Raw genomic sequence first — 24233 nt, forward strand, 5'->3', positions numbered from 1 at the left:
ATTCTCACGGCACGCCCGTGTCCCCCCAACGGAGCCGCCCCTAATGGTCAACCAGCACCACGCCGTTCCCGACCCGTTCGAGACGCTGGGCCTCGACCCGGCGCAGACCGCGCTGTACTCCGCGGTACTGCGTCTGCACAGGGCCACGCTGACCGATCTCGCCCAGGCCATGGACGGTCCCGCCGACAAGGTCGGCCGCCAGCTGGAGGACCTCGTCAGGCTGGGGGTGGTGGACGAGCAGTCGGGCAAGTACCTGGCCAGGCATCCGGCCGCGGCCCTCGGCCGGGTGATCGCCGAGCGGCTCGACCGGCTGGCGGAGGAGAGCCGCAGGATCGATTCCGCGCTCGGCTCGATCCGGTCGCTGATCCGCGACTATGACGCCGGGCGCGACTACCAGAGCGGCCCTTTCACGGTGGAGATGGTGAACGGGGCGGACGTGTTGTACGAAAGCGTGGTCGGCATCGCAGTCCAATCTCCGCCAATGACACTAATGACCGCTGTTCCCGATGAGCGCACCATGACCGACTTTGCTCGGAAATTTGCGGATCCATGGATTGATGCGCAGGAACGAAAACTTCTCACGGTTCATGCGATCATTCCGGTCTCGACTCTGGTGCTGCCCGGCGTGCGCAACCAGCTCACCCGGCTGCTCGAGACGGGCGGCAAGGTACGCACGCTGGCCGAGGTGCCGAGCTGGTTCATGACCGCCGGCGCGGAGGTCGCCGGCCTGCCGCCGTTCTGGGGCGCCAACCTGCCCGACCACGCGTACAACTTCTACCTCGTCCGCACCCCCATCGTCGTGGGCCTGCTCCGAGCGCTGTTCGGGGAGCTGTGGTCGCGGGCGGTGCCCCTTCCTTGGGGCCGCAGGAACGAGGGCATGATCCAGGTCCTGCGCCTGGCCGCCCAGGGCATGTGCGACGACTCCATAGCCCGCCAGCTGGGGGTTTCCGTCCGTACGGTCAGGGCGAGGTTCGCGCACGCCATGACCGAGCTGGGCGCCCAGTCGCGCTTCCACGCGGGGGTGGAGGCCGCCAGGCGCGGATGGCTGAGGTAATGTCCACCGCTCGGCCCGCTTCGGTCATATGGTGGGAAGGTGCTGGAAGACGTCCCCCGCGACCCGTTCGCGGACGACCCGAACGACCCTTCCTCGGCGATGGGGGCGCTCGACGACGCCGAGCCGCTCACCGCGGCCGAGCGTGACGAGGCCATCACGGACCTCGCCGACGTCGAGGTCTTTCGCTCCCTGCTGGAGCCGCAGGGAGTGCTGGGTCTCGTACTCGACTGCCCTGAATGCGGCGAGCAGCACTTCTTCGACTGGGAGCTGCTGCGCGGCAACCTACGACAAATGATCGAGAAAGGCCAGCCACAGGTCCACGAGCCGGCCTTTCACCCGGACCCGGCCGACTACGTCAGCTGGGAGTACGCCAGAGGCTACGTCGACGGCGTCATCGACACGGAGGAGCGCCGCTGATCGACATCATCGAGCAGCACGGCCAGCAACCGCACGGCCGGGTCTGCTGAGTCGAGCATCTCTCCACGACCGAGCGCGTCGAGCAGCGCGTCGGTCTCCTCCTCTGGCGTCAAGCCGACTCCAGCTCGGCCATCTGCCGCAACCTGGCCAGCGCCCGATGCTGGGCCACGCGAACCGCACCCGGTGACATACCGAGTACATTACCGGTCTCCTCGGCCGACAACCCCGACACCACCCGCAACAGCAGCAACTCGCGCTGATTCTCGGGCAGCCTGGCCAGCAGCCGGCGCGCGTGCTCCACCTCGATGTAGCGGACCACCGTCTCCTCGGGCCCTGGCCCGTCGTCCGGCCCGTCGGGCAGATCCTGGGTCGGTACGGCCGAGCGCACCGAGCTCCGCAGCGCGTCGGCCACTTTGTGCGAGGCGATCCCGAACACGAAGGAGGCGAACGGCCGCCCCATGTCGCGGTAGCGCGGCAACGCGGACAGCACCGCGATGCACACCTCCTGGGCTACGTCATCGGCAATGTGATATTGCCCTGAAACCCTGCCCAGCCGGGCGCGGCAATACCGCACCACCATCGGCCGCAACTCGCCGAGCAGGGATTCGATCGCACTGCGATCCCCCTGCACGGCGAGGCTGGTCAGTTCCCTAAGGTCGGAGTCATCCGTCCGTGCCGGAAGTCTCGACGCGAGCCTTACCCCAATTTTGGCGTCGGCGACGCTTCCCTCGCTCACGATAGGCATGATGCCCGCACTGATCCGGCCTGTCGTCATGGCGAACGGCTACGGATTGGTCACATTGAAGCGACGATAACCAGCAGTAATCAAATGACCACACTAAGGCTTAGCTGCTGACATAATATTTCACCACACAACCTGGAATGGGCGTCAATTGTCAGAGCGCGACGCTTATCCCCCACTCCGGGTTTACGCCAATAATCACACCTTTTCCCCCACTTCCAACCAGAGCACCGCGAAGCATCCCAGCAGTTCAAGCGGGAAGCCGTAGCCCCTCGCCGGCCATCCAACTCCCGGCCGCCGGCCGCGCCCAGTGCCCCTGAGAGGCACCGTACGGGCCGCCCGGCTGCCGCCCGCTCCTCGGGTGGCGCATCACCAGCCACCCCACCCCCTCAGCCCTCGTAAGGGACACAGCTCCCCACAAGCCCCGTCCCTCCGCACTCGCCGGTGCGCCATCGCCACACAAGCCGTCGCAGCGGCGACCCACACCGGCCGCTCGGCCCTCAGCCTCGACCCATGACCCAACCTGTGGAGCACAGCCAACGGGACCGCTGGACAGCCGCCGAGGACAGGCACAGGATGCGTGCGGCAAACCCGGTGGAAACGCCGCACGGCCCGCACCCCCGGAAGGGTGCGGGCCGTGGCGAGAGGATCGGGATGGGTCAGTGGCCGTGGCCGTGACCGTGACCCTGACCGTTGGCCGGGGCCTCCTCCTCGGGCTTGTCCACCACGAGCGCCTCGGTCGTGAGCAGCATGCCCGCGATCGACGCCGCGTTCTGCACGGCGGAGCGCGTGACCTTGACCGGGTCGATGACGCCCTGGTCGATCAGGTTGCCGTATTCGCCGGTCGCGGCGTTGAGGCCGTGGCCGACCTCCAGCTCGGCAACCTTGTGCGTCACCACGTAGCCCTCGAGGCCGGCGTTCTCGGCGATCCAGCGGGCCGGCTCGACCAGGGCACGGCGCACGACGCCGACACCGGTCGCCTCGTCGCCCGTCAGGCCGAGGTCGTCGAGGTCCTTGGAGACGTGGATCAGCGCGGAGCCACCGCCGGAGACGATGCCCTCCTCGATCGCGGCGCGCGTCGCGGAGATCGCGTCCTCGAGGCGGTGCTTCTTCTCCTTCAGCTCCACCTCGGTGGCGGCGCCGACGCGCAGCACGCACACACCGCCGGCGAGCTTCGCCAGGCGCTCCTGCAGCTTCTCGCGGTCCCAGTCGGAGTCGGACTGCTCGATGGCAATCTTGATCTCCTTGACGCGGTCCTCGATGGCCTGCGCGTCACCGGCGCCGTCGACGATGGTCGTGTTGTCCTTCGTCACGACGACCCGGCGGGCCTGTCCGAGCACCTCGAGGCCGACGTGCTCCAGCTTGAGGCCGACCTCCTCGCTGACGACCTGGCCGCCGGTGAGGATGGCCATGTCCTGCAGCATCGCCTTGCGGCGGTCGCCGAAGCCCGGAGCCTTGACGGCGACGGAGGTGAACGTGCCGCGGATCTTGTTGGTGACCAGGACGGCCAGGGCCTCGCCCTCGACGTCCTCGGCGACCACGAGCAGCGGCTTCTTGGTCTGGGCGACCTGCTCCAGCAGCGGCAGGAGGTCCGCGATGGAGGCGATCTTGCCCTGGGTGAGCAGGACGTAGGCGTCCTCCAGGACGGACTCCATCCGCTCCGGGTCGGTCACCATGTACTGAGAGATGTAGCCCTTGTCGAACTGCATGCCCTCGGTGAACTCGAGCTCCATGCCCATGGCGTTGGACTCTTCGACGGTGAGCACACCGTCCTTGCCCACCTTGTCGAACGCCTCGGCGATCAGGTCGCCGATCTGCGCGTCCTGAGCGGAGATCGTGGCGACGTTGGCGATCTCCTTCTTGTCGGCCACCTCGCGGGCGCTGGCGAGCAGCTTGTCGCTGATCTCCTTGGCGGCCTTGTCGATGCCGCGCTTGAGCGACAGCGGCGAGGCGCCGGCCGCCACGTTGCGCAGGCCCTCACGGACCATGGCCTGGGCCAGGACGGTCGCGGTGGTGGTGCCGTCACCCGCGATGTCGTTGGTCTTGGTGGCCACTTCCTTGGCGAGCTGGGCGCCGAGGTTCTCGTAGCGCTCCTCCAGCTCGATCTCACGAGCGATGGTCACACCGTCGTTCGTGATCGTCGGCGCACCGAACTTCTTGTCGATGACGACGTTACGGCCGCGCGGGCCGAGGGTTACCTTCACGGCGTCGGCGAGGGCGTTCACGCCGCGCTCGAGCGCGCGGCGGGCGTCCTCGTCGAACTCCAGGATCTTCGCCATTGCTGAAAGTCCTCTCCTTGCGTCGAAAGCCCCGGCCGCCCTCAAGAGCGCCCGGGGCTCGACACATCCGGCTTACTTCTCGATGATCGCGAGAACGTCGCGGGCGGAGAGCACGAGGTACTCCTCGCCGCCGTACTTGACCTCGGTGCCGCCGTACTTGCTGTAGAGGACGACATCGCCCTCAGAGACGTCGAGCGGAATCCGCTTGTCGCCGTCCTCATCCCAGTTGCCGGGACCCACCGCGAGGACCTTGCCCTCCTGCGGCTTCTCCTTGGCGGTGTCAGGGATGACCAGGCCGGAAGCGGTGGTCTGCTCGGCCTCAAGCGGCTGAACCACGATGCGGTCGCCGAGCGGCTTAACGGGAACCTTGGTGGCGGTCGTCACGATCGGACCTCCCCTTCAGATTTGAATGATCTAGAAGAGGCGACCAGCTGGGCCTGCCGTCGCGGGTGTCAGACCTGCCTCGTCGCACGTTGGCACTCTCAATGGGAGAGTGCCAACAGGAAACATATGCAAGAGGGGCTTGACAGTCAACACGAACGCGTCTGCTGAGAGCGATCAGACGTCACCGTCCCCTGCACACAGTACGTCCGCCCACGCGGATACGGCCCTGGACACGGTACGTCCACGGCTCGATCCGCGCGGGCGTGGCGCTAACGTCGGATGTCGTGGACCTCGACGCCTTCTACGCCCTGCTGACACCGCGCGGACAGCGGGCTCTGGCGGAGGCCGGGGAGCTCATGGGCGCCGATCCGGTCGCGGCCGCCACGGCGCTGCGCAGGACGTACGACGCCGCCCTCACGTCCGCCGCGCTGACCCAGGCCCGGCTGAGGGAGCGTGCCGTGGCCAAGTTCGGCGAGGACGCGCGGCCGATGTACTTCACGCCGCACGGCCTGGAGCAGTCCACCCGCGCGGAGGTCGCCGCCCACCGCGCCCGCCGCCTGACGAAAGGCGACATGGGTGACGCGGGTGATGCGCGCTCAGGCGACGCGGGCTCGGGCGGCAGTGCGGCGGACTGGGCCACGGAGGACGGCTCCACGGGCGGTGCGGTGAGCGGTGGCGGCGGTCGGGTGGGAGTGAGGGAGCTCACAGTCGTGGACGCGTGCTGCGGCATCGGGGGCGACTTCCTCGCCTTGGCGCGCGCGGGCTGCGCGGTGACCGCCGTGGACATCGACCCGCTGACCGTGGCCGTGGCGAGGGCCAACGCCGAGGCGCTCGGCCTGGGCGGCAGGGTGGCGGTGGAGGTGGCGGACGCGGCCGGGGTCGAGCCGGAGGGGTACGACGTGCTGTTCGCCGACCCCGCCAGGCGGACGGCCAGGGGCAGGACGTTCGACCCCATGGCCTACTCCCCGCCCTGGCCGGTGGTGCTCGACCTCATCTCCCGGGCCGGCCGCGCGTGCGTCAAGGTCGCCCCCGGCATCCCGTACGAGTTCATCCCGGACGGCGCGGAGGCCGAGTGGGTCTCGTACAAGGGCGAGGTGAAGGAGGCCGCGCTGTGGACCGGCGGCCAGGGGCCGGCGCGGCGGGCGACGCTGCTGCCCGGCGGCCACACGCTGACCGCCACGGGCGCCGAGGCCCCGGTCGGCCCGATCGGGAGGTATGTGTACGAGCCGGACGGCGCGGCCATCCGGGCGCACCTCGTCGGCGAGGTGTGCGAACTGGTGAACGGGCGCCTGCCCGACCCGATGATCGCCTACATCACGAGCGACGCCCCGATCGACACCCCATGGGCGGCCAGATACGAAATAGCGGACGTCCTTCCATTTTCGCTGAAAAAACTGCGTGCAGCGCTCCGTGAGCGGAAAATCGGCAATGTCACCATCAAGAAGCGTGGCTCCGCCGTCGACATCGAACGCCTCCGCTCCGACCTACGGCTGAACGGCGAGAATTCTGCGGTAATCATCCTTACCAGGATCATCGACAAGCCTTCGGTCATCATTGCAACACGCCTCTACCTGCGTGAACCGCCCATTCGACCGTTAACAGCGATCTTTCAATTCGACCCTGACGGACCTTGATCCAGAGGCTAAGGTGGGCGGGCGGGAGTTCTCCCCTCCGATGCGGTTAGCCGCGTTCTCGCTCTTTCATCTGCATATCGGACCTATCCCCACCGCTGCGCGGCAGACCGTCGGCGAGCCAAAGGAGCTTTCGGTGGACCATTCCAACCACACCACCCTTCTCCAGGCAGGAGGCCAATCCGGCATCTCCGAGAGGATGCGGGACCTGCTCGCGCGCGCCGCGCAGGATCATGTGTACGAGCAGCGCACGCAAGGGGCCGTGCTGGACGAGATCCGCCAGCGCCTCGAAGGCATGGAGTGGCTGCTGCGCGAGGTGCGCGAGCGCGAGCTCGGCGGCCTCAGCGGCACGCTGCAGGCGGTCAGCGGGCGGCTGGACGACATCGCCGCCAAGCCGCCGATGTGGGCGGAGGGGCTGGCTCAGCACGTCGAGGCCGTACGCGACCACGTGGACGCCGTGGGCGACAAGGTGGGCGAGGTGGACGCCCGCGTCACCCCGGTGACCGAGCTGCCGAGCCTGTGGGCCGATCTCGGCACCGTGGGCGGCAACGTGGACGAGGCGCTCGACCGCCTGAAGTCGGTGCTCGACTCCACCGACGGCATCACGAAGGGGATGTCCGACTTCACCGCCAAGCTGGCCGTGCTCCACTCCAGCATGGAGGCCGCCGCGAGCCGCTTCACCAGGCTCGACAAGTCGATGGCCGAGCTGACCTCCCGCACCGACCGGGTCGAGGTCGTGGTCGGCGACCTGTCGGAGCAGCTGACGGCGCGGATGACCGAGCAGGACGAGCACCTCGCCACCCGCCTGGAGGAGAGCGACCAGCGGCTGAGCACCAGGCTCGACGAGACCGACCAACGACTCACCGCCAGGCTCGACGAGAGCGACCAGCGGCTGAGTGCCAAGTTCGACGAGACGGACCAACGGCTCACCGCCCGCCTCGACGAGACCGACCAGCGGCTCACCGCCAGGCTCGACGACACGGATCAGCGGCTCACCGCGCGGCTCGACCAGACCGACCAGCGGCTCACCGCACGGATGGACGAGACCGACCAGCGCCTGGCCACCAGCCTCGTCGAGGCCGACGAGCGGCTCGCCAGCCGCCTCAAGGAGTCCGACGACCAGCTCTCCGGCCGGCTGTCCGACATCGAGGTGCGGCTCACCGCCCGGCTCGACGAGGCCGACCAGCACCTCACCGTCCAGCTCGGCGAGAGCGAGCAGCGCCTGAGCGCGAGGCTCGGCGGCGTGGACGCCCGGCTGGAGCGGGTCGAGGGCAGGCTCGCGGGTTTCGACTCCCGGCTCACCGGCTTCGACAGCCGCCTGGAGTCCGCCGACGAGTGCCTGGCAGACATCGACACCAGGCTCGACGGGCTCGACGGCCGGATGGGCGGCGTCGACAAGCGCCTGACGTCCGTGGACAGCCAGCTCAGCGGCGTCGACAAGCGGCTGGGCACGCTGGACGGCCACCTGGGCCGCCACGACGACAGGTTCGACGCGCTGGACGTACGCATCGACGCCCGCTACACCGCGCTCGACGAGCGCATGGCGGCCACCGACCAGCGGATCAACGAGACGGCCACCCGTAACGAAGGCCGCTTCAACAAGCTCGACACCCAGATCGACTCCGTCGACGAGCGCCTGATCGAGGCCGAGGAGCACCTGAGCAGTCGCTTCGACGGCATCGACACCCGCTTCAACGGCCTCGACACCCACCTGAACGGCCTGGCCACCCGCGCCGAGCAGGCCAGCGAGCACCTGGAGTCGGTCAACGACCGCATCGAGACCGTCAGCGAGCGCATGGGCAAGCTGCCCGCCACGCTCACCGCCCAGGGCGAGCTGCTGCAGACACACGCCGACGGCCAGTCCGAGCGCCTCGCCGCCGCCGCGAGCGCGCTCACGGAGCTGGTCACCTCACGCCCCGACCGCGACGAGCTCGCCGAGACGGTCAGCGGCATCGTGCAGCCCGCGACCGACGACCTCACCAAGCGGCTGGGCGCCCTGGAGGAGACCATGCTGGCCCTGGCCGAGGCCCTGCTGCGGCCCACCCGGGCCAAGGACTGAGCCGCGCGGCCGACGCTGAGCCACGTGGCCAGGCCGAGCCACGTGACCAACGCTGAGCCGCGTCACGTTCCATCGCGGGCCGCGCCACGTTCCAGGCGCGGCCCGCCGCACTTCTGCCAGGGTCCTCGAAAGGTACGACTCGGTTACGGGAGGCAGGCACGCCGGGTCCGGCAGCGCACGCGAACGTGGCTCCGGAAGGAGAGACGTGCGCACGGTCTCCAGAAACGGATGCGCGCGGTTCCAGAAATGAGGCTCGTGGCGGAGCCCGGCGGGCGGGTCAGACGTGCACGGTGGTGATCGGGAGCGACGAGTCGGCCGGGATCTCCAGCGTCGACGGGGAGACGCCCGCCGCCACCAGGTCAGACCCCAGCGCGGCCACCATGGCCCCGTTGTCGGTGCACAGCCCCGGGCGCGGCACCCGCAGCCGCACCCCGGCCGCGTCGCACCGCTCCTGCGCCAGCGCGCGCAGCCGCGAGTTGGCCGCCACCCCGCCGCCGATCAGCAGGTCGTGCACGTCGTACTTCCGGCACGCCTGCAACGCCTTGCGCGTCAGGACGTCGACCACGGCCTCCTGGAAGGAGGCGGCGACGTCTGGCACGTGCACGGACTGCCCGGACGCCTCGCGGGCCTCGACCCAGCGCGCCACGGCCGTCTTGAGCCCGGAGAAGGAGAAGTCGAGAGTGCCGTCGTCGATCTTGCCGCGCGGGAACGCGACGGCCGTGCCGGAGCCGTCACGCGCGGCCCGGTCGATGTGGGGCCCGCCGGGGAACGGCAGCCCCAGCACCCTGGCCACCTTGTCGAACGCCTCACCTGCGGCGTCGTCGACCGTCGAGCCGAGCGAGATCACGTCCTCGGACACGTCGGGCACCAGCAGCAGCGACGAGTGGCCGCCCGACACGAGCAGGGCGACGCAGGGCTTGGGCAGTGGCCCGTGCTCGAGCTGGTCGACGGCGACGTGGGCGGCCAGGTGGTTGACGCCGTAGAGGGGGACGCCGAGCCCGAGCGCGTACGACTTGGCCGCCGCCACCCCCACCAGCAGCGCGCCCGCCAGCCCGGGGCCGGCGGTGACGGCGATGGCGTCGATGTCGGAGAAGCGCAGGCCCGCCGCGGCCAGCGCGGCCTCGACGGTCGGCGTCATGGCCTCCAGGTGGGCGCGGGAGGCCACCTCGGGCACCACGCCGCCGAAGCGGGCGTGCTCGTCCATGCTGGAGGCGATGGTGTTGGCCAGCAGGGTGTGCCCTCTGACGATGCCGATGCCGGTCTCGTCGCAGGACGTCTCGATGCCCAGGACCAGGGGTGCGTCAGTCACCAAGCTTCCTTCTCATCATGATCGCGTCGGTGCCGTCGTCGTAGTAGCGGCGGCGGGTGCCGATCTCCTCGAACCCGTAGTGCCGGTAGACGCCCTGCGCCTGCGGGTTGTCGGCGCGTACCTCCAGGAACACCTCCCGGGCTCCTCTACGGGTCGCCTCGGCCAGCAGCTCGGTCAGCATCGCACCGCCGATGCCGGTGCCGCGGTGGGCCTCGAGCACCGCGATGGTCTGCACGTCGGCCTGGTCGGCGGCGGCGGCGAGCCCGGCGTAGGCGACGATCTCGTCGTCCACGAGGGCGACCACGTAGTGGCGCGTGCGGGGCATGTCGGCCAGCTCGCCGCGCATCATGCCCTCGCTCCACGCGTCCAGCGGGAACGTGACCTGCTCGATCGCCATGACCGCCGGCAGGTCGGCCTCGGTCATGTGCCTGAGCTTCACGCTGTCACCCGCTTGGGGGCGCCGGGCACCACGGCGTCGGGTCTGCGCAGGTAGATCGGCCGGGCCGGGTCGAGCGGCGTGCCCTCGGCCAGGCGCTCGGCCGCCAGCGCGGCCAGGGCTCCGGCGTACGGGTAGGGGGGCGCGTCGCTCTTGCCGAGGATGTCGGGGTAGAGGGCGGCGCCCGCGCCGACCACGGGCAGCCCTTCCACGGGCACGTCGGCGGGCCGGTCGACGAAGGGGCCGTCGCGTCTGGTGCGCAGGTCCGCATATCTCGCCCAGAACACCTCCTTGCGCCGCGCGTCGGTCGCCACCAGGAACGGCTCGGTGAGCCCGCCGGCGTAGGCGACGGCGTCGAGCGTGCACAGGCCGTACGCGGGGACTCCGAGCGCGGTGGCGAGCCCCTGCGCGGTCATCAGCCCGACGCGCAGCCCGGTGTAGGGGCCGGGGCCGCTGCCCGCGACGATGGCGGTCACGTCGCGCAGCGCGGCGCCCGCCTCGCCGACGACGCGCTCGATGGTGGGGACAAGCAACTCGCCGTGACGCCGGGCGTCGATCGTCGTGTGCTCGGCGAGCACCCGCTCGCCGTCGTGGAGCGCGGCGGTGACGGCGGGTGTCGCGGTATCAAAGGCCAGGACCAGCACGGCTGTCTAGCCTACCCGCCGTACAGGCCGCACCCGGCCCGTACGGTGAACAGCCCGACCGTCAGGGTCGCACCCGGCCCGTACGCAGGCGCGGGGGCCAGGACGGTGCCGCAGAGGCCCGCCGGAAGGGTCAGGCCCAGCCCGTACGGTGTCTCAGCCAGTCGAGGGCCACCACTCCCTGGGCCCGCTGGAACGCCCTGACCGTCGGCAGCCCCGGCGGGTCGGGCAGGCGGGCATGCCGTACGAGATAGCCGGCGAACGCGGCGATCACGGCGGTCGCCGCCGGATCGGGGTCGGTGAACAGCTCGTGCGGCGCGGGCCCGCCCTGCATCCCGACCGACGGCAGCATCGCCAGCAGGTCCACCCAGGGCGCCCCGGCGCAGGCCCACGGCCAGTCCACGAAGTAGACGCGGTCACCGGTGAGCAGGATGTTGTCGGCCCGCAGGTCGGCGTGGACGAGGGTGTCACCCGCCGCGGCCGCGACCCAGCCGGACTCCAGCTCGGCCAGCTCGCCGAGGTGGCGCGCCGCCCACGGGTCGAGCCCGGCGGTGTCCTGCTCCTCCAGCAGGTCGCGCCAGCCGTGGAACGCCCGGCCGAAGATCTTCCCGATCGGCGGTACCTCGACCGGCGAGGGGGTGAGCGCGGCCGACATCCGGTCGATGGCCTCCAGCACGCGGTCGAGCTGGTCGCGCCGCCACGGCAGCTCGGGATGGGAGCCCTCGACGTCCTCGAAGACCAGCGCCACCCAGCCCTCCAGCTCGAAGCCGGTCAGCAGCCTGGGCGCGGGCGCCGATTCGGGCAGGGCGGCGGCGATGGCGAGCTCGGAGCGGTAGATACGGACGGAGTCGGCGTTCGGTTCGGGGCCGACGGCCTTGACGAAGGCGCGCCTGCCGTGCTCCGTGCGGAGGCGGACCGCCGCCGCCGGTGAGAAGCCGCCGGACTGGGTGACGGCCTCGGCCACGCGCCCGCCGAGGAAGTCCTCGACCGCCGCGCGCACCAGCGGGTGCACCTCGGGCCAGGGCACCCGCACGCCGGACGCGGGCGGGTTCGTGTCTACGCTCATGCCATCCATGGTCCATGAGCGGGCAAGTCGTTTTCAGGCGCAGGAGTTTCAGGCGCAGGAGTCTTAGGCGGAGGAGTTTCAGGCGCGGAAGTTTCGGGCCCAGGAGTCTCAGGCGCGGGAGGCGTACACGATGATGTTGTCGACGTATTCGCCCTTGGCGTAGTCGAACTTGCCGCCGCAGGTGACGAGCTTGAGCCCGTCCTCCAGGTAGACGCGCCTGGTGGGGAAGGAGTCCTTGTGCACCTGCTCGATCGCGTCGACCCTGAAGGTCACGACCTTGCCGTCGCTGCGCTCGACCTTGACCTTCTCGCCCTTGCGTAACTGCCTGAGCTTGTAGAACACGGCGGGCGCCGTCTTGGTGTCGACGTGCCCGATGATCACCGAGGCGCCCTTCTCGCCGGGGACGGCGCTGCCGGAGTACCACCCGGCGACCTTCGGCTTCTCGTACGGCGGCAGCTCCACCTCGCCGTTCTCCGCCAGGCCCAGTTTCATCAGCGGCGCCTCGACGTCGATCGAGGGGATGTCGATGACCTTCGGCACGACGGCGGCGGCGGGTGTCGTGGTGTTGCTCGTCTGCATGCCCTTGCCGAATGCGACCAGGACCAGGCCCGTGATGGCCCCCGCGAGCACCACCCGTCCGGGACGGGCCATCGCCTACGCCCGGTTTCGCCGCTTGACCGCCACGCCGATGCCCACGGCCAGCGCCAGGCCGATGAGCGCGCCCGCCGGGCCGATCGGGACGGAGGACTCGTCGTCGAAGTCCTTCGCGTACGTGCCGCCGCCGCCCGCCCTGGGCGCCTTGGACGGCACGTTGGAGGGCACGGGCTCGGCCGCGGCGACCCTGAGCGTGGCCCTGCCCAGGTCGTTGGTGCCGTCGCACTTGACGTCGACGCGGTAGGAGCCGCGCTTGACCGTGCCCGAGATCTGCGCCTCGCCGCGCACCCAGGGCGAGCCGGCCGTGGGGGTGGCGCTCGCCGCCGGGCTGCTTGTGGAGCCGGGGACGGGGTTGAGCACGACGCCGTTGACGAACGCCTTGGACGTCGCGGTGCCGGTGTGGGCGGGACCGCCGGTCGGGACGGGGCAGTTGGCCAGGATCCACACCTTGGAGGTCTCGCCGGCGGTGACGCGGTCGGGGTTGAGCTGGACGGAGATGGTCCGCCTGGTGGCGGTCGGGCTGGGGCTGCTCGTCGCGGTGGGGTCGGCGGAGCCGCTGGCGGTGGGGGTCGGGGTGGGTGTGCCTGTCGGCTCGGTCTCCGCGGAGGCCGAGCAGCCGGTCAGTCCGACGATGACGATGGCTCCCGCGTACGCGACGCGCCTGATCCCGAGCACCGGCCGCACCCCACTTTGCCGTCTTACATCCCAGCATCCACCAGAACTATGGATGTCGCCCCTCCTGATACCCAGAAAATCTGGGCCAATCCCTGACCAACGATCATGATTGATGTCGCCGGCCCGGTACGTCAAGGGTGCCAGGATTACCGAGACTTGACGCGCTCTTTAATCTTCGGGCGGATCAGACGGCGTGTCGACCCACCTGGGGCCCACGCCTCGCAGGGTCACGACGCGGGCCTCGTCGCCCGCCGACTCGCGGTCGATGTGGATCTCCAGCCGGTCGTCGGCCAGCCCCTCGACCAGCCCCTCGCCCCACTCGACGACGGTGACGGACTCCTCCAGCGAGGCGTCGAGGTCGAGGTCGTCCACCTCCAGGTCGCCGCCCAGCCGGTACGCGTCCGCGTGCACGAGCGGCGGCCCCTGGCTCAACGAGGGGTGCACCCGGGCGATCACGAACGTGGGGGACGTGATCGGGCCGCGTACTTTGAGCCCTTCCGCGATGCCCTGCACCAGCGTGGTCTTGCCGGCCCCGAGCGGGCCGGACAGGACGAGCAGGTCGCCCGGCCGCAGCAGCGCGGCCAGGCGGGCGCCGTACGCGCGCATGTCATCGGCGGTCGCGAGCCTCATGCCGGATCGACCCTCTTGATCAGGTCACGCAGCGCGTCGTTGACGACGCCCGGCCGCTCCAGCTGGATCAGGTGGGACGTGTCGGGCACCTCGGTGAGCTGCGCCTTCGGCAGCGCGGTGGCGATCGCCCTGCTGTGGTCGGGCGGGGTCAGCCAGTCGCCGTCGCCCACCAGGATCGCGGTGGGCACCTGGTCGAGGACGTGGAGCGCGGAGAGCTTGTCGTGGTTCATCAGCGCGGGGTAGAAGTCGGCGAACACCTCGGTCGGGGTCGCCCTGATCATCGACTCGGCGAAGTCGACCACGGTCGGGCTGACGTTCCTGGAGTCGCCGAAGCCTATGTAGCGGGTGATGAGGAACGCGATGTCGCTGCCCGCGCTGCGGGTGCGGTCGACCAGCGCGCCCCGCTTGCCCAGCATCGAGACCGTGGTGGGCGCGATCTTGTGCACTGCCTTGGACACCATCGCGGGCAGGCCCAGCGTCAGCTCGGCCAGCTTGCCCGCCGAGGTCGCGATGAGCGCCACGCCGCGGATCTTCTCCCCGAACAGCCCGGGGTGGCGGTCTGCCAGCGCCATGATCGTCATGCCGCCCATGGAGTGGCCGACCAGCACGCACGGGCCGGGCACGAACTCCTCGATCACCTCGGCCAGGTCGTCGCCCAGCCGGTCGATCGTGCTGCCGTCGGCGCCGGCGCGCTGGGAGCGGCCGTGGGAGCGCTGGTCCCACAGCACGATGCGGTGGTTCTCGCGCAGGTCCTTGCGCTGGTAGTGCCAGGACTCCAGGCTGAGGCAGTAGCCGTGGCAGAACACCACGGTGAGCTCGGCGTCTTCAGGGCCGTCGACCACGACGTGCAGCGCCTTGCCGTCGGAGGTGACGAGCGTGCGGTCCCTGCCCCGCAACTCGCCGAACGGCTCGCTGGCCTCGAGGTCGGGGCGCAGCCTGATCCGGCCGACCGCGTACCGCTTGGCCAGCGCCGCCGCCGCGACCCCGGCGGAAGCCGCACCGACGAGCGCGCCGGCGATCCCGACCCTGCGCCGTGTTGTCGTCGTCGTCATGTCCCCGATCCTTCTCCGCTCATGCCCGCGGGGAGGTGCCCGCCCGCCTGTGCTCGTAGACCCGCGGCACCCGCGAGCCGATCCTCGTCACGATCTCATGGGTGATCGTGCCGAGAGTATCCGCCCACTCCTGAGCGGTCGGCTCGCCCCCGTCGCCGGGCCCGAACAGCACGACCTCGTCGCCCGCCGACAGGGGGTCGTCGCCCATGTCGATCATGAACTGGTCCATGCACACCCGGCCGGCGACCGTCCGGCGACGCCCGCCCGCCAGCACCTCGGCCCGCCCCGTCGCGTGCCGGAGGATGCCGTCGGCGTAGCCGAGCGGCACGAGGCCGAGGGTGGTCTCGCGCTCGGTGACGTAGAGATGAGCGTATGACACGCCCGAACCCTCGTGGACGCGCTTGACCAGGCCGACCTGCGCCACCAGGGTCATCGCCTGGCGCAGGCCGAAGTCGCCCAGCTCGGGGACGGGGCTCAGGCCGTACATCGCGATGCCGGGCCTGACCATGTCGAAGCGGGCCTCGGGGAGCGTCACGGTGGCGGCGGAGTTGGACAGGTGCCTGATCACGTGGGAGCCGGCCGCGCCGGCCTGCTCGGCCAGCTTCAGCGCCGTCGTGTACGACTCGAGCTGCTGCCCGATCGACGGGTGGCCGGGGATGTCGGCGCAGGCGAAGTGGGACCAGAGCCCGACGATCTCGATCACGCCCTCGGCCCGCAGCCGCGTGGCGGCGGCCAGCAGCCCCGGCCAGCCGGCCAGCGGCGCGCCGCCCCTGCTCATGCCGGTGTCGGCCTCCAGGTGCACCCTGGCCACGCGCCCCGTGCGCCGGGCCGCGGCGGCGATCTCGCCCAGCCGCGCCTCGTCGGAGGCGGACAGCTCGATGTCGTGGCCGAGCGCCTCGTCCAGCGGCTCGCCCGGCGTGATGAGCCAGGCCAGGATCGGCGCGGTCACACCGCCCTCGCGCAGGGCGAGCGCCTCCCTGACGAACGCGGTGCCGAGCCGGCTCGCGCCTCCCTCCAGCACGGCCTCGGACGACGGCACCAGGCCGTGCCCGTAGGCGTCGGCCTTGACGGCGCCCATCAGCTCCGCGCCGCCGGCCCGTTCTTTGAGCAGGGCCACGTTCCGCCTGATCGCGGCCAGGTCGATCCGCGCCTCGGCCGGGGTGGCCATCGGGGAGTACATCCTTCTAGTGTGGCAGGTCACGCACGTGGTCGAGCGCGTTTCACACCCCGCGCCCCACGTGAGAGGCCCTGCGACCGCTACGGCGCCTCGCCGCAGATCGCGCGGACGGCGGCGGGAATCGCCGATGCCACGTCGGCCGCGGCCAGTGGAGCGCCGTCGGCGGCGAGCCGGCCGGCGGCCCCGTGCACGTACGCCGCGCACGACGCCGCGTCGTAGCAGCTCAGCCCCTGGGCGAGCAGCGCCCCCGCGATCCCCGACAGCACGTCGCCCGTCCCGCCGGTCGCCAGCCAGGGCGTCCCGGTGGCGTTCACGCGCACCGGTCGCGACTCCTCGGCCACCACCGTGGTGGACCCCTTGAGCAGCACGGTCACCCCCAGCTCCCCCGCCGCCCGCCGGACGTGCTCCAGCCGGCCCGCCTCGATGGCGTCGCGGTCGGCGCGGATGAGCCGCGCCAGCTCCCCCGCGTGCGGCGTGATGAGGACGGGCGCGGAGCGCCGCAGCAGCGACCGGTCCCGGGCCACCAGCGTCAGCCCGTCGGCGTCGATCAGCACGGGCACGGCGGAGGCGAGCACCCTGGCGGCCAGCTCGTGCGCCCACTCGCCGGTGCCGAGCCCCGGGCCGAGCACCCACGCCTGCACCCGGCCCACGTCGTCGACGGAAGGCCGGTCCAGCTCGGTGACGACGGCCTCCGGCCAGTGCGAGCGCACCTGGGCGACGGGCGCGGCCGGCCCGGCGTAGCGCACCATCCCGGCCCCGGCCCGCAGCGCGCCGCCCACGGCCAGCACCGCCGCTCCGGTGAAGCGGGAGCTGCCCGCCGCGACCCCCAGCACCCCTCTGCGGTACTTGTCGGACTCCTTGCCCGGCCTCGGCAGCAGCACGTCCACGTCGGCGGAGGTCAGCGCCGCGACGTCGGGATCAGGCAGGTACGCCCCGAGCCCGATGTCGACCAGCTCCACCCGCCCCGCGTGCTCGGCGCCCGGATCGACCAGCAGCCCCGTCTTGTACGCGCCCATGGTCACGGTCACCCTGGCCCGCACCGCGAGCCCCTCGACCCGGCCGCTGCTCGCGTCGACTCCGCTGGGCACGTCCACCGCCACGATCGGGGCGCGGGCCGCGTTCGCCGCCGAGACGAGCTCGGCGTACGGCTCCCGCAGCGCCCCCGAGACCCCGATCCCGACGAGCCCGTCGACGACGAGATCGGCCCGCTCCAGCGCCGAGGAGGGGGACACCCGCCCGCCGGCGTCGAGGAGCGCGGCCAGCCCGGCCTCGTGCGTCCTGGACCCGGCAAGGATCGCGTCCACCCGCGCGCCGCGCCTGGCCAGGCGCTCTCCCGCGTAGAGCGCGTCGCCGCCGTTGTCGCCGCTGCCGACGAGGAGCACGACGCGCCTGCCGTACACCCTGCCCAGGAGGTCGGCGCAGACGGCGGCGAGCCCGCTGGCGGCCCGCTGCATGAGCGTGCCCTCGGGCAGCCTGGCCATCAGCTCGTGCTCGGCGCCCCGGATCTGGTCGGCGGTGTAGGCAGTGCGCATGATCCGAAGCTATCCCTCCGCGATCACGTAGGCCACGGCCACACCCCCGTCGTGGCTGAGGGAGATGTGCCAGCGCTTGACCCCGAGGTCGTACGCGGCCTCCGCGACCTTCCCCGTCATCCGCAGCGACGGCCGGCCGCTCTCGTCGCGGCGCACCTCGGCCTCCCGGTGGCCGAGCCCCCTGGGCGCGCCGAGCGCCTTGGCCACGGCCTCCTTGGCGGCGAACCTGGCGGCCAGCGACGCCACCGGCAGCCCCTGCTCGTCCTCGGTGAACAGGCGCTCGGCGAGCCGCGGCGTGCGCTCCAGAGCCGCCTCGAAGCGGGCGATGTCCACGACGTCCACGCCGATGCCCAGGATCATCACCCAAGCGTACTCAGAACGGCCCGCGTTCCCACGGACCCCAGATGGCGATGGACCTGCCGTGTTCGGCCTGCACGTTGACGTAGAGCGTGTGGCCGCCCGGCCCGAACGTCGACCCGGCGAACTCCGCCCCCGGGTCGCCGGGGATCGGCTCCAGGCGGCAGAAGTCGAAGAGCTCCGCCGAGGTGGTGAGCCCGCGCAGGTAGTTGGCGCCGTCGCCGTCCTCGCACAGCACGAGCGTGCCGCGGTTGCTCACGGTCACGTTGTCCGGCAGGTCGAGCACGGACGAGCGCGGCGACTCGTACGCGATCCTGAGCCGCCCGCTCCACGTCTCGTACGCCCACACCTGCCCCCGCCCGTCCCCGAACCCGGACGGCGCCTTGTCGCCCGGCGCGGTGTCACCGCCCTGGGTGGAGACGAAGTACACCACGCCCTGGTGGAAGACGGCGCCCTCCAGCCTGGCGAAGATCGCCGCGCCCTGCTCGCGGCCCTGCCGGCCCACGGCCTGGACGGCCACGTCGTTGGCCGGCCTGCCGGTGAACGTGGGGTCGGGGTCGTCGATGTCCACCCAGACGGTCTCGTACGACGCGCCGCGCCGCTGCCCGGCCGACAGGTCCGCGTGCCTGGCGCCCTTGACGGCCAGCATCTGCAGCCTGCCGCCGTCGAGCAGCCGCCCCGCCTGTACGGGGTGCTTCGGCGGTAAATACCGGTAGAACCCGGACGGGAAGGAGAAGTTGTCCTCGGTCATGTAGAGGGCGCCCGTCGACGGGTCGAACGCCACCGACTCGTGCGCGAACCGCCCGGCCGACCTGATGGGCCGCGCGGTGGCGGCCCGGCCGACCGGCACCTCGAAGATGTAGCCGTGCTTGCGCCGCAGCCTGGAGTTGTCGCCGCCGGTGTGGTCGTCTGCCACGTCGGGGCCGTTGACCGTCTCCTCGCAGCTCACCCAGGCCCGCCAGGCCATGGGGCCGCCGGAGCAGTTCATCATGGTGCCGGTCAGCGAGGGGGCGCTGTGGAGCACCTCGCCGTAGCGGCTGACGCGCAGCGTGGAGGTGCCGCCGCCCGCCATCCGGTCGTAGGCCCTGCGCTTGTCGCCGAACGCGCCGACGGGGCCGTTGACCTCGTGGTTGCGGATGAGGATGGCGCTGCCGTCCGGCCCGGAGAACGCCGCCATGCCGTCGTGCCTGCCCGGCACGAGCGTCCCGTCGCCGAACTCGTCGCCGGCCGCGCTGAACGAGCGGTAGGCGAACCCCTCGGGCAGGTGCAGGCGGACCTTCCCGTCACGGCGGTCGGCCACGGGCTTCAGCGGGCCGTACCCGCTGACGGGTCTGGCGCCGCCGCGCTCTCCCGCGCAGGCGACCCCGGCGAACGGCCCGGCGAAGGCGATCATGCTGGTGATGAAGCTACGACGGTCCATGCGACCTCCCCGCCCCGAACAGTAGCCGCCGTCACATCCTGATATGCGCGGTTCGCCAAGACCGGGCCGCCGGGTGCCCCGGCCATGATCCGGTTCGTCCGCCATCGCTACGCTGCCTAGGTGAACAACGGCTACGTGGAACTGAGCAGGGAGCGGTGGAGCGAGCTCCGCAAGAACACGCCCTTGACTCTCACCGCAGAAGAGCTGGAAGAGATACGCGGCCTCGACGACCCCATCGACCTCACCGAAGTCACCGACATCTACCTCCCTCTGACCCGGCTGCTCAACCTGCACTTCACCGGGTCCAAGCAGCGCAGCAGCGTGCTGAGCGCGTTCCTCGGCCATCCCGAGCAGCGCGTCCCGTACATCCTCGGCATCGCGGGCAGCGTCGCGGTGGGCAAGTCGACGACGGCGCGGCTGCTGCACACGCTGCTGGCCCGCTGGCCCGAGCACCCGCACGTGGAGCTGGTCACCACCGACAGCTTCCTCCACCCGAACGCGGTGCTGGAGGCCAAGGGCATCATGCACCGCAAGGGCTTCCCGGAGAGCTATGACCGCAGGGCGCTGGTCAGGTTCGTGGCGGAGGTCAAGGCGGGGATGCAGGAGGTGCGCGCGCCGATCTACAGCCATCTGGAGTACGACATCGTGCCCGGTGCATCCCAGATCGTGAAAAATCCGGATATCTTGATCATCGAAGGGCTCAACGTCCTCCAGCCCGCCCCGCCCACGTCCCTCGCCGTCAACGACTACTTCGACTTCTCCATCTACGTGGACGCCAAGGTCGAGGACATCCGCACCTGGTACGTCGACCGCTTCCACAAGCTCCGCCGCACCGCCTTCGAGGACCCGAAGTCGTACTTCCGGCACATCGCGGAGCTCTCGTACGAGGAGGCCACCGCCTTCGCCGTCAACGTCTGGCGCGACATCAACGAGCTGAACCTGGTCGAGAACATCGCCCCCACCAGGGGCCGCGCCGACCTCGTCCTCCAGAAGGGCGCCGACCACTCCGTCCGGCGCGTACGCCTCCGCCGCACCTGACTCCCTTCCCCCTCCCCGGTGGACCACAATGTCCTCCGTGCTCCATCTCCGACTGATCAGCCCCGCCGCACGCACCGAGGACGCGGCGGCGGTGCTGGAGGACTGCGCGGGCGTCACCAACATCGTCGTCATCCCCGGCGCGGCCCGCGAGCCGGCCGGCGACGTGATCATGTGCGACGCCGCCCGAGAGTCGGCGAACGAGGTGCTGGGCAGGCTCCAGTGGCTGGAGACCGAGGGCTCCATCGCCATCGAGGAGATCGACCTGTCGCTGTCCAAGGTCGCGGACCACGCCGTCGAGGAGGCTCCCGGCGAGCCGGACGACGCCGTGGTGTGGGAGGAGCTGGCACAGCGGGTGCAGTCCGAGTCCCGCATCACGTGGGCGTACCTGACGTTCCTGGCCATCGCCACCCAGCTCGCCGGCATCGGGGTGCTGCAGAACTCCCCGATCCTCATCGTCGGCGCGATGGTGCTCGGGCCCGAGTTCGGCGCGGTCGCGGCCATCTGCTTCGGGCTGCTGCACCGCAGGGGACACCTGGTCGTCACCGCGTTCAGGACGCTGGTGGTCGGGTTCGCGCTCGCGATCGCGATCACGTTCGCCTGCGCGCTGGTCTCGACGTGGCTCGGCTGGATCGACCTCGGCAACCTCGCACGTAACCAGGAGGTCCGCTTCATCGTCACGCCAGACCGGTGGTCGTTCATCGTGGCGCTGCTCGCGGGCGCCGCCGGGGTGCTGTCGATCACGGCGGGCAAGTCGTCGGCCCTGGTCGGCGTCTTCATCTCGGTCACCACGGTGCCCGCCGCCGGCTACGTGGCCGTCGCGCTGGCGCTGGGCGACTGGAAGGAGGTCTCGGGCTCGGTCTCGCAGCTCGCGGTCAACGTCGCCGGCATGGTCATCGCCGGCACCTGCACCCTCCTGGTCCAGCGGCGATTCTGGCCTCAAGTAGGACGACGTTCATCCGTCTGAATGAGGCGCGGGCCCCCGTCAGCCCGGTACGGTCGGGCCATGCACATCCTCGCCACCGAGGGGCTGACCAAACGCTTCCCCACCGTCACCGCGGTCGATCAGCTCTCGGTCACCGTGGGACCGGGGGTCACCGGTCTGGTCGGCGCGAACGGCGCGGGCAAGTCCACCCTGATCAAGATCCTGCTCGGCCTCCTGCCGCCCTCCGGCGGCACCGCCAGGGTCCTCGATCTGGACGTGACCGCGCAGGGCGCCGAGATCCGCAGGCTCGTCGGCTACATGCCCGAGCACGAATGCCTCCCACCCGACGTCTCCGCCACCGAGTTCGTCGTCCACCTCGCGCAGATGTCCGGCCTGCCGCGCACGGCCGCCCGCGAGCGCGCGGCCGACGTGCTGCGCCACGTCGGGCTGGCGGAAGAGCGCTACCGCGCGGTCGGCGGCTACTCGACGGGCATGAAGCAGCGCGTCAAGCTGGCCCAGGCCCTGGTGCACGACCCCAAGCTGATCTTCCTGGACGAGCCGACCAACGGGCTCGACCCCCGAGGCCGCGACGAGATGCTGACGCTGATCAGGCGCATCGGCACCGAGTTCGGCATCAGCGTGCTGGTCACCTCCCACCTGCTGGGCGAGCTGGAGCGCATCTGCGACCACGTGATCGTGATCGACGCGGGGCGGCTGCTGCGCTCGTCCGCGATCGGCGAGTTCACGCAGGCCACGCAGACCGTCACGGTCGAGGTCGAGGACGGCCTGGAGCCGCTGGCCGCCCGCCTGACCGAGACCGGCCTGACCGTCTCGCCGCAGGGCCGGATGCTGGTGGTCAAGGTGGCCGGCCCCGAGACGTTCGACGCGATCAGGGACGCCGCCGTCGACCTGGACCTGTGCCTCATCCGCCTGGAGCAGGGCCGCCACCGCATCGAGGACGTCTTCAGGGAGGAGGCCGCGGGTGTCTGAGATCTACGACATCGGCTACCGCCACTACGACGGGCCCCGGCTGGGCCGCGGCCACTCGACGCGGGCGCTGGCCGTGCACAGCCTGCGCGGCATCTTCGGGCTCGGGCGCACCGCCCGCAGCAAGATCATGCCGTTCTCGCTCTTCGTCATCATGCTGCTGCCCGCCGTGGTGTCCATCGCGATGATGGCCCTGGCCCAGCAGCGCGGCCTCCCCTACAGCGGCTTCGCCGTGATCATGCAGGCCGTCGTCGCGGTCTTCCTGGCCTCGCAGGCGCCCACCGTGGTCGCCCCCGACCTGCGCTACCGCGTGCTGCCGCTCTACCTGTCGCGGCCCGTCTCGATCGCCGAGTACGTCGGCGCCAAGGTCGCCGCGATGACCGTGGCGCTCTTCCTGCTCGTGGCGGTGCCCCTGGTGCTGATCTACGTCGGCGAGCTGGTGGTGGACATGCCGGGGCCGCCGGCCACCGGGGAGTTCCTCGGCTCGCTGCTCATGGCGCTGGTGCTGGCGCTGCTGCTGTCTTCCTTCGGGCTGGCGCTGGCCTCGTTCACGCCGCGGCGCGGGCTCGGGGTGGCCTCGGTGATCCTGGTCTACCTGCTGGCGTCGGCGTCCGTGCCGGTCATCTACGAGACGCTCCGCTCCGCCGGCGACGAGTCGGCCGCCGCGTGGGCGTGGCTGGCCAACCCGTTCTGGCTGGTGGACTCCGTACAGTCCTGGTTGTTCGGCACCCCGCCGCACTCCATCGAGGGTGCCTACCCCAACGGCCCCGCCTCGGCCGCGATCCTCGTGGTGCTGCTGGGGATCGCCGTGCTCGCCCTCGCACTGCGCTACAGGAAGGCGGCCTCGCGGTGAAGATGGAGCTGTCGCAGGTTTCCCGCTGGTACGGCAACGTGGTGGCGGTCAACGACGTCACGATGACGATCGGTCCGGGCGTCACCGGCCTGCTGGGTCCCAACGGAGCGGGCAAGTCCACGCTGCTCCACATGATGGCGGGGTTCCTGGCGCCGTCGGGCGGCACGGTCGCGCTGGACGGAACGCGCGTCTGGAAGAACCACCACATTTACCGAAATATCGGGCTGGTTCCGGAGCGAGAGGGTGTGTATGGCTTCCTCACCGGCTGGCAGTTCGTCCTCTCGGCCGCCCGCCTCCACGGGCTGAGCGACCCGGTCGAGGCCGCGCGCAAGGCCCTGGCCACCGTCGAGATGGAGGAGCCCAAGGACCGGCGCGTGGAGACGTACTCCAAGGGCATGCGCCAGCGCGTCAAGGTGGCCGCGGCGCTCGTCCACGACCCGCCGGTGCTGCTGCTCGACGAGCCGTTCAACGGCATGGACCCGCGCCAGCGCCTGCACCTCATGGACCTCATCCGGGCCATGGGCACGGCCGGCAAGACGATCCTGTTCAGCTCCCACATCCTGGAGGAGGTCGAACGGGTCGCCCAGCACATCGAGGTGCTGGTGGCGGGCCGGCACGCGGCGTCGGGCAACTTCCGCGAGATCAGGCGCCTGATGACCGACAGGCCCCACCTGTTCATGATCCGATCGAGCGACGACAGGAAGCTCGCGGCCGCCCTCATCCGCGACCACTCGGCGGGCGGCATCACCCTCCGTCCCGACGGCATGGAGATCCAGGCCACCGAGTTCCGCCGCTTCGCCCGGCTCCTGCCCCGGGTCGCCCAGGCGGAGGGCGTCCGCCTGCACCAGGTCTCCCCCGCGGACGAGGACCTGGAGAGCGTCTTCTCCTACCTGATCAACCGGAGCACCTGATGAACAC

General features: G+C 71.0%; 25 protein-coding genes. 9 read left to right on the forward strand and 16 right to left on the reverse strand.

Features of this window, described 5'->3' with window-relative positions:
• Positions 1–43: 43 nt before the first annotated feature.
• Both FH608_RS05095 and FH608_RS05100 read left to right on the forward strand, forming a co-directional pair.
• On the forward strand, positions 44–1054 hold the full coding sequence (locus FH608_RS05095; RefSeq protein WP_139628729.1) for a helix-turn-helix transcriptional regulator: 1011 nt from the start codon (positions 44–46) through the stop codon (positions 1052–1054).
• Between the two features lie 39 nt (positions 1055–1093).
• On the forward strand, positions 1094–1471 hold the full coding sequence (locus FH608_RS05100) for a DUF5319 domain-containing protein (RefSeq protein WP_090930411.1): 378 nt from the start codon (positions 1094–1096) through the stop codon (positions 1469–1471).
• Here FH608_RS05100 and FH608_RS51250 read toward each other — a convergent pair.
• The 4 genes from FH608_RS51250 to groES all read right to left on the reverse strand — a co-directional run bounded on the left by FH608_RS51250 (position 1432) and on the right by groES (position 4876).
• Positions 1432–1584, reverse strand: a complete 153-nt coding sequence (locus FH608_RS51250; RefSeq protein WP_153261089.1) for a hypothetical protein — start codon at positions 1582–1584, stop codon at positions 1432–1434. The genes FH608_RS05100 and FH608_RS51250 overlap by 40 nt on opposite strands.
• Positions 1581–2216, reverse strand: coding sequence for a sigma-70 family RNA polymerase sigma factor (locus tag FH608_RS05105; protein ID WP_132334441.1), 636 nt, complete (start codon positions 2214–2216; stop codon positions 1581–1583). The genes FH608_RS51250 and FH608_RS05105 overlap by 4 nt, the downstream gene beginning before the upstream one ends.
• Positions 2217–2872: 656 nt before the next feature.
• A complete protein-coding gene (gene groL / locus FH608_RS05110) occupies positions 2873–4492 on the reverse strand; it encodes a chaperonin GroEL (protein WP_139628730.1) in 1620 nt (539 codons plus the stop codon).
• 72 nt (positions 4493–4564) lie between these two features.
• On the reverse strand, positions 4565–4876 hold the full coding sequence (gene groES / locus FH608_RS05115) for a co-chaperone GroES (protein ID WP_139628731.1): 312 nt from the start codon (positions 4874–4876) through the stop codon (positions 4565–4567).
• Positions 4877–5160: 284 nt separating this feature from the next.
• On the opposite strand from groES, the gene FH608_RS05120 reads away from it, so the two are divergent.
• Both FH608_RS05120 and FH608_RS05125 read left to right on the forward strand, forming a co-directional pair.
• On the forward strand, positions 5161–6510 hold the full coding sequence (locus FH608_RS05120) for a class I SAM-dependent methyltransferase (RefSeq protein ID WP_226898975.1): 1350 nt from the start codon (positions 5161–5163) through the stop codon (positions 6508–6510).
• Between the two features lie 133 nt (positions 6511–6643).
• The gene (locus tag FH608_RS05125) at positions 6644–8566 is read left to right on the forward strand and encodes an apolipoprotein A1/A4/E domain-containing protein (RefSeq protein WP_139628733.1); all 1923 of its coding nucleotides are present in this window, start codon (positions 6644–6646) and stop codon (positions 8564–8566) included.
• A gap of 277 nt (positions 8567–8843) precedes the next feature.
• Here FH608_RS05125 and tsaD read toward each other — a convergent pair whose 3' ends face one another.
• The 12 genes from tsaD to FH608_RS05190 form a co-directional block, all read right to left on the reverse strand.
• Positions 8844–9875 carry a tRNA (adenosine(37)-N6)-threonylcarbamoyltransferase complex transferase subunit TsaD gene (gene tsaD / locus FH608_RS05130; protein WP_139628734.1) on the reverse strand — a complete coding sequence of 344 codons (1032 nt, stop codon included), beginning with the start codon at positions 9873–9875 and terminating at the stop codon, positions 8844–8846.
• Positions 9868–10299 carry a ribosomal protein S18-alanine N-acetyltransferase gene (gene rimI / locus FH608_RS05135; protein ID WP_139629065.1) on the reverse strand — a complete coding sequence of 144 codons (432 nt, stop codon included), beginning with the start codon at positions 10297–10299 and terminating at the stop codon, positions 9868–9870. Before rimI ends, tsaD begins: the two co-directional genes overlap by 8 nt.
• Positions 10300–10310: 11 nt before the next feature.
• Positions 10311–10955 (reverse strand): tRNA (adenosine(37)-N6)-threonylcarbamoyltransferase complex dimerization subunit type 1 TsaB, encoded by a 645-nt coding sequence (gene tsaB, locus FH608_RS05140; protein WP_139628735.1) that lies wholly within the window; start codon positions 10953–10955, stop codon positions 10311–10313.
• Between the two features lie 130 nt (positions 10956–11085).
• Positions 11086–12018 (reverse strand): aminoglycoside phosphotransferase family protein, encoded by a 933-nt coding sequence (locus tag FH608_RS05145; protein WP_226898976.1) that lies wholly within the window; start codon positions 12016–12018, stop codon positions 11086–11088.
• 108 nt (positions 12019–12126) lie between these two features.
• Positions 12127–12669 carry a class F sortase gene (locus FH608_RS05155; protein ID WP_139628740.1) on the reverse strand — a complete coding sequence of 181 codons (543 nt, stop codon included), beginning with the start codon at positions 12667–12669 and terminating at the stop codon, positions 12127–12129.
• 3 nt (positions 12670–12672) lie between these two features.
• Positions 12673–13347 carry a hypothetical protein gene (locus tag FH608_RS05160; protein WP_139628742.1) on the reverse strand — a complete coding sequence of 225 codons (675 nt, stop codon included), beginning with the start codon at positions 13345–13347 and terminating at the stop codon, positions 12673–12675.
• Positions 13348–13515: 168 nt separating this feature from the next.
• The gene (gene tsaE / locus FH608_RS05165; protein ID WP_139628744.1) at positions 13516–13977 is read right to left on the reverse strand and encodes a tRNA (adenosine(37)-N6)-threonylcarbamoyltransferase complex ATPase subunit type 1 TsaE; all 462 of its coding nucleotides are present in this window, start codon (positions 13975–13977) and stop codon (positions 13516–13518) included.
• Positions 13974–15029, reverse strand: a complete 1056-nt coding sequence (locus tag FH608_RS05170; protein WP_139628746.1) for an alpha/beta fold hydrolase — start codon at positions 15027–15029, stop codon at positions 13974–13976. Before FH608_RS05170 ends, tsaE begins: the two co-directional genes overlap by 4 nt.
• Positions 15030–15048: 19 nt before the next feature.
• Positions 15049–16197, reverse strand: a complete 1149-nt coding sequence (alr, locus tag FH608_RS05175) for an alanine racemase (protein WP_139629067.1) — start codon at positions 16195–16197, stop codon at positions 15049–15051.
• An 89-nt stretch (positions 16198–16286) separates the two neighbouring features.
• Positions 16287–17738, reverse strand: coding sequence for an NAD(P)H-hydrate dehydratase (locus tag FH608_RS05180; RefSeq protein ID WP_139628748.1), 1452 nt, complete (start codon positions 17736–17738; stop codon positions 16287–16289).
• A gap of 9 nt (positions 17739–17747) precedes the next feature.
• Positions 17748–18098, reverse strand: coding sequence for a holo-ACP synthase (locus FH608_RS05185; RefSeq protein WP_139628750.1), 351 nt, complete (start codon positions 18096–18098; stop codon positions 17748–17750).
• Between the two features lie 13 nt (positions 18099–18111).
• Complete coding sequence (locus FH608_RS05190) at positions 18112–19515, reverse strand: alkaline phosphatase PhoX (RefSeq protein WP_139628753.1); 1404 nt, start codon at positions 19513–19515, stop codon at positions 18112–18114.
• Positions 19516–19650: 135 nt separating this feature from the next.
• Between FH608_RS05190 and coaA the strand changes: the two genes are divergently transcribed.
• From coaA to FH608_RS05215, 5 genes are read left to right on the forward strand one after another with little or no spacing between them, the layout of a single operon-like run.
• The gene (coaA, locus tag FH608_RS05195; protein ID WP_139629069.1) at positions 19651–20553 is read left to right on the forward strand and encodes a type I pantothenate kinase; all 903 of its coding nucleotides are present in this window, start codon (positions 19651–19653) and stop codon (positions 20551–20553) included.
• Between the two features lie 28 nt (positions 20554–20581).
• The gene (locus FH608_RS05200; RefSeq protein WP_226898977.1) at positions 20582–21517 is read left to right on the forward strand and encodes a DUF389 domain-containing protein; all 936 of its coding nucleotides are present in this window, start codon (positions 20582–20584) and stop codon (positions 21515–21517) included.
• Positions 21518–21556: 39 nt separating this feature from the next.
• The gene (locus tag FH608_RS05205) at positions 21557–22465 is read left to right on the forward strand and encodes an ABC transporter ATP-binding protein (protein ID WP_139628757.1); all 909 of its coding nucleotides are present in this window, start codon (positions 21557–21559) and stop codon (positions 22463–22465) included.
• Positions 22458–23315: an ABC transporter permease gene (locus FH608_RS05210; protein ID WP_139628759.1), complete on the forward strand. Its 858-nt coding sequence runs from the start codon at positions 22458–22460 to the stop codon at positions 23313–23315. Before FH608_RS05205 ends, FH608_RS05210 begins: the two co-directional genes overlap by 8 nt.
• Positions 23312–24226, forward strand: coding sequence for an ABC transporter ATP-binding protein (locus tag FH608_RS05215; RefSeq protein ID WP_226898979.1), 915 nt, complete (start codon positions 23312–23314; stop codon positions 24224–24226). Before FH608_RS05210 ends, FH608_RS05215 begins: the two co-directional genes overlap by 4 nt.
• The last annotated feature ends 7 nt before the right edge of the window (positions 24227–24233 follow it).

This window comes from Nonomuraea phyllanthi (assembly GCF_006334985.2).
GTDB classification, from domain to species: Bacteria; Actinomycetota; Actinomycetes; order Streptosporangiales; family Streptosporangiaceae; genus Nonomuraea; species Nonomuraea phyllanthi.

Excerpts from the sequence above, each read along its gene's own strand:
- FH608_RS05105 (WP_132334441.1), bottom strand. The coding sequence starts at position 2,216 with ATGCCTATCGTGAGCGAGGGAAGCGTCGCCGACGCCAAAATTGGGGTA.
- FH608_RS05205 (WP_139628757.1), top strand. The coding sequence starts at position 21,557 with ATGCACATCCTCGCCACCGAGGGGCTGACCAAACGCTTCCCCACCGTC.
- rimI (WP_139629065.1), bottom strand. The coding sequence starts at position 10,299 with ATGACCGAGGCCGACCTGCCGGCGGTCATGGCGATCGAGCAGGTCACG.
- FH608_RS05155 (WP_139628740.1), bottom strand. The coding sequence starts at position 12,669 with ATGGCCCGTCCCGGACGGGTGGTGCTCGCGGGGGCCATCACGGGCCTG.
- FH608_RS05200 (WP_226898977.1), top strand. The coding sequence starts at position 20,582 with ATGTCCTCCGTGCTCCATCTCCGACTGATCAGCCCCGCCGCACGCACC.
- tsaE (WP_139628744.1), bottom strand. The coding sequence starts at position 13,977 with ATGAGGCTCGCGACCGCCGATGACATGCGCGCGTACGGCGCCCGCCTG.
- FH608_RS05185 (WP_139628750.1), bottom strand. The coding sequence starts at position 18,098 with ATGATCCTGGGCATCGGCGTGGACGTCGTGGACATCGCCCGCTTCGAG.
- groL (WP_139628730.1), bottom strand. The coding sequence starts at position 4,492 with ATGGCGAAGATCCTGGAGTTCGACGAGGACGCCCGCCGCGCGCTCGAG.
- FH608_RS05180 (WP_139628748.1), bottom strand. The coding sequence starts at position 17,738 with ATGCGCACTGCCTACACCGCCGACCAGATCCGGGGCGCCGAGCACGAG.
- FH608_RS05190 (WP_139628753.1), bottom strand. The coding sequence starts at position 19,515 with ATGGACCGTCGTAGCTTCATCACCAGCATGATCGCCTTCGCCGGGCCG.
- FH608_RS05145 (WP_226898976.1), bottom strand. The coding sequence starts at position 12,018 with ATGAGCGTAGACACGAACCCGCCCGCGTCCGGCGTGCGGGTGCCCTGG.
- FH608_RS05095 (WP_139628729.1), top strand. The coding sequence starts at position 44 with ATGGTCAACCAGCACCACGCCGTTCCCGACCCGTTCGAGACGCTGGGC.
- alr (WP_139629067.1), bottom strand. The coding sequence starts at position 16,197 with ATGGCCACCCCGGCCGAGGCGCGGATCGACCTGGCCGCGATCAGGCGG.
- FH608_RS05170 (WP_139628746.1), bottom strand. The coding sequence starts at position 15,029 with ATGACGACGACGACAACACGGCGCAGGGTCGGGATCGCCGGCGCGCTC.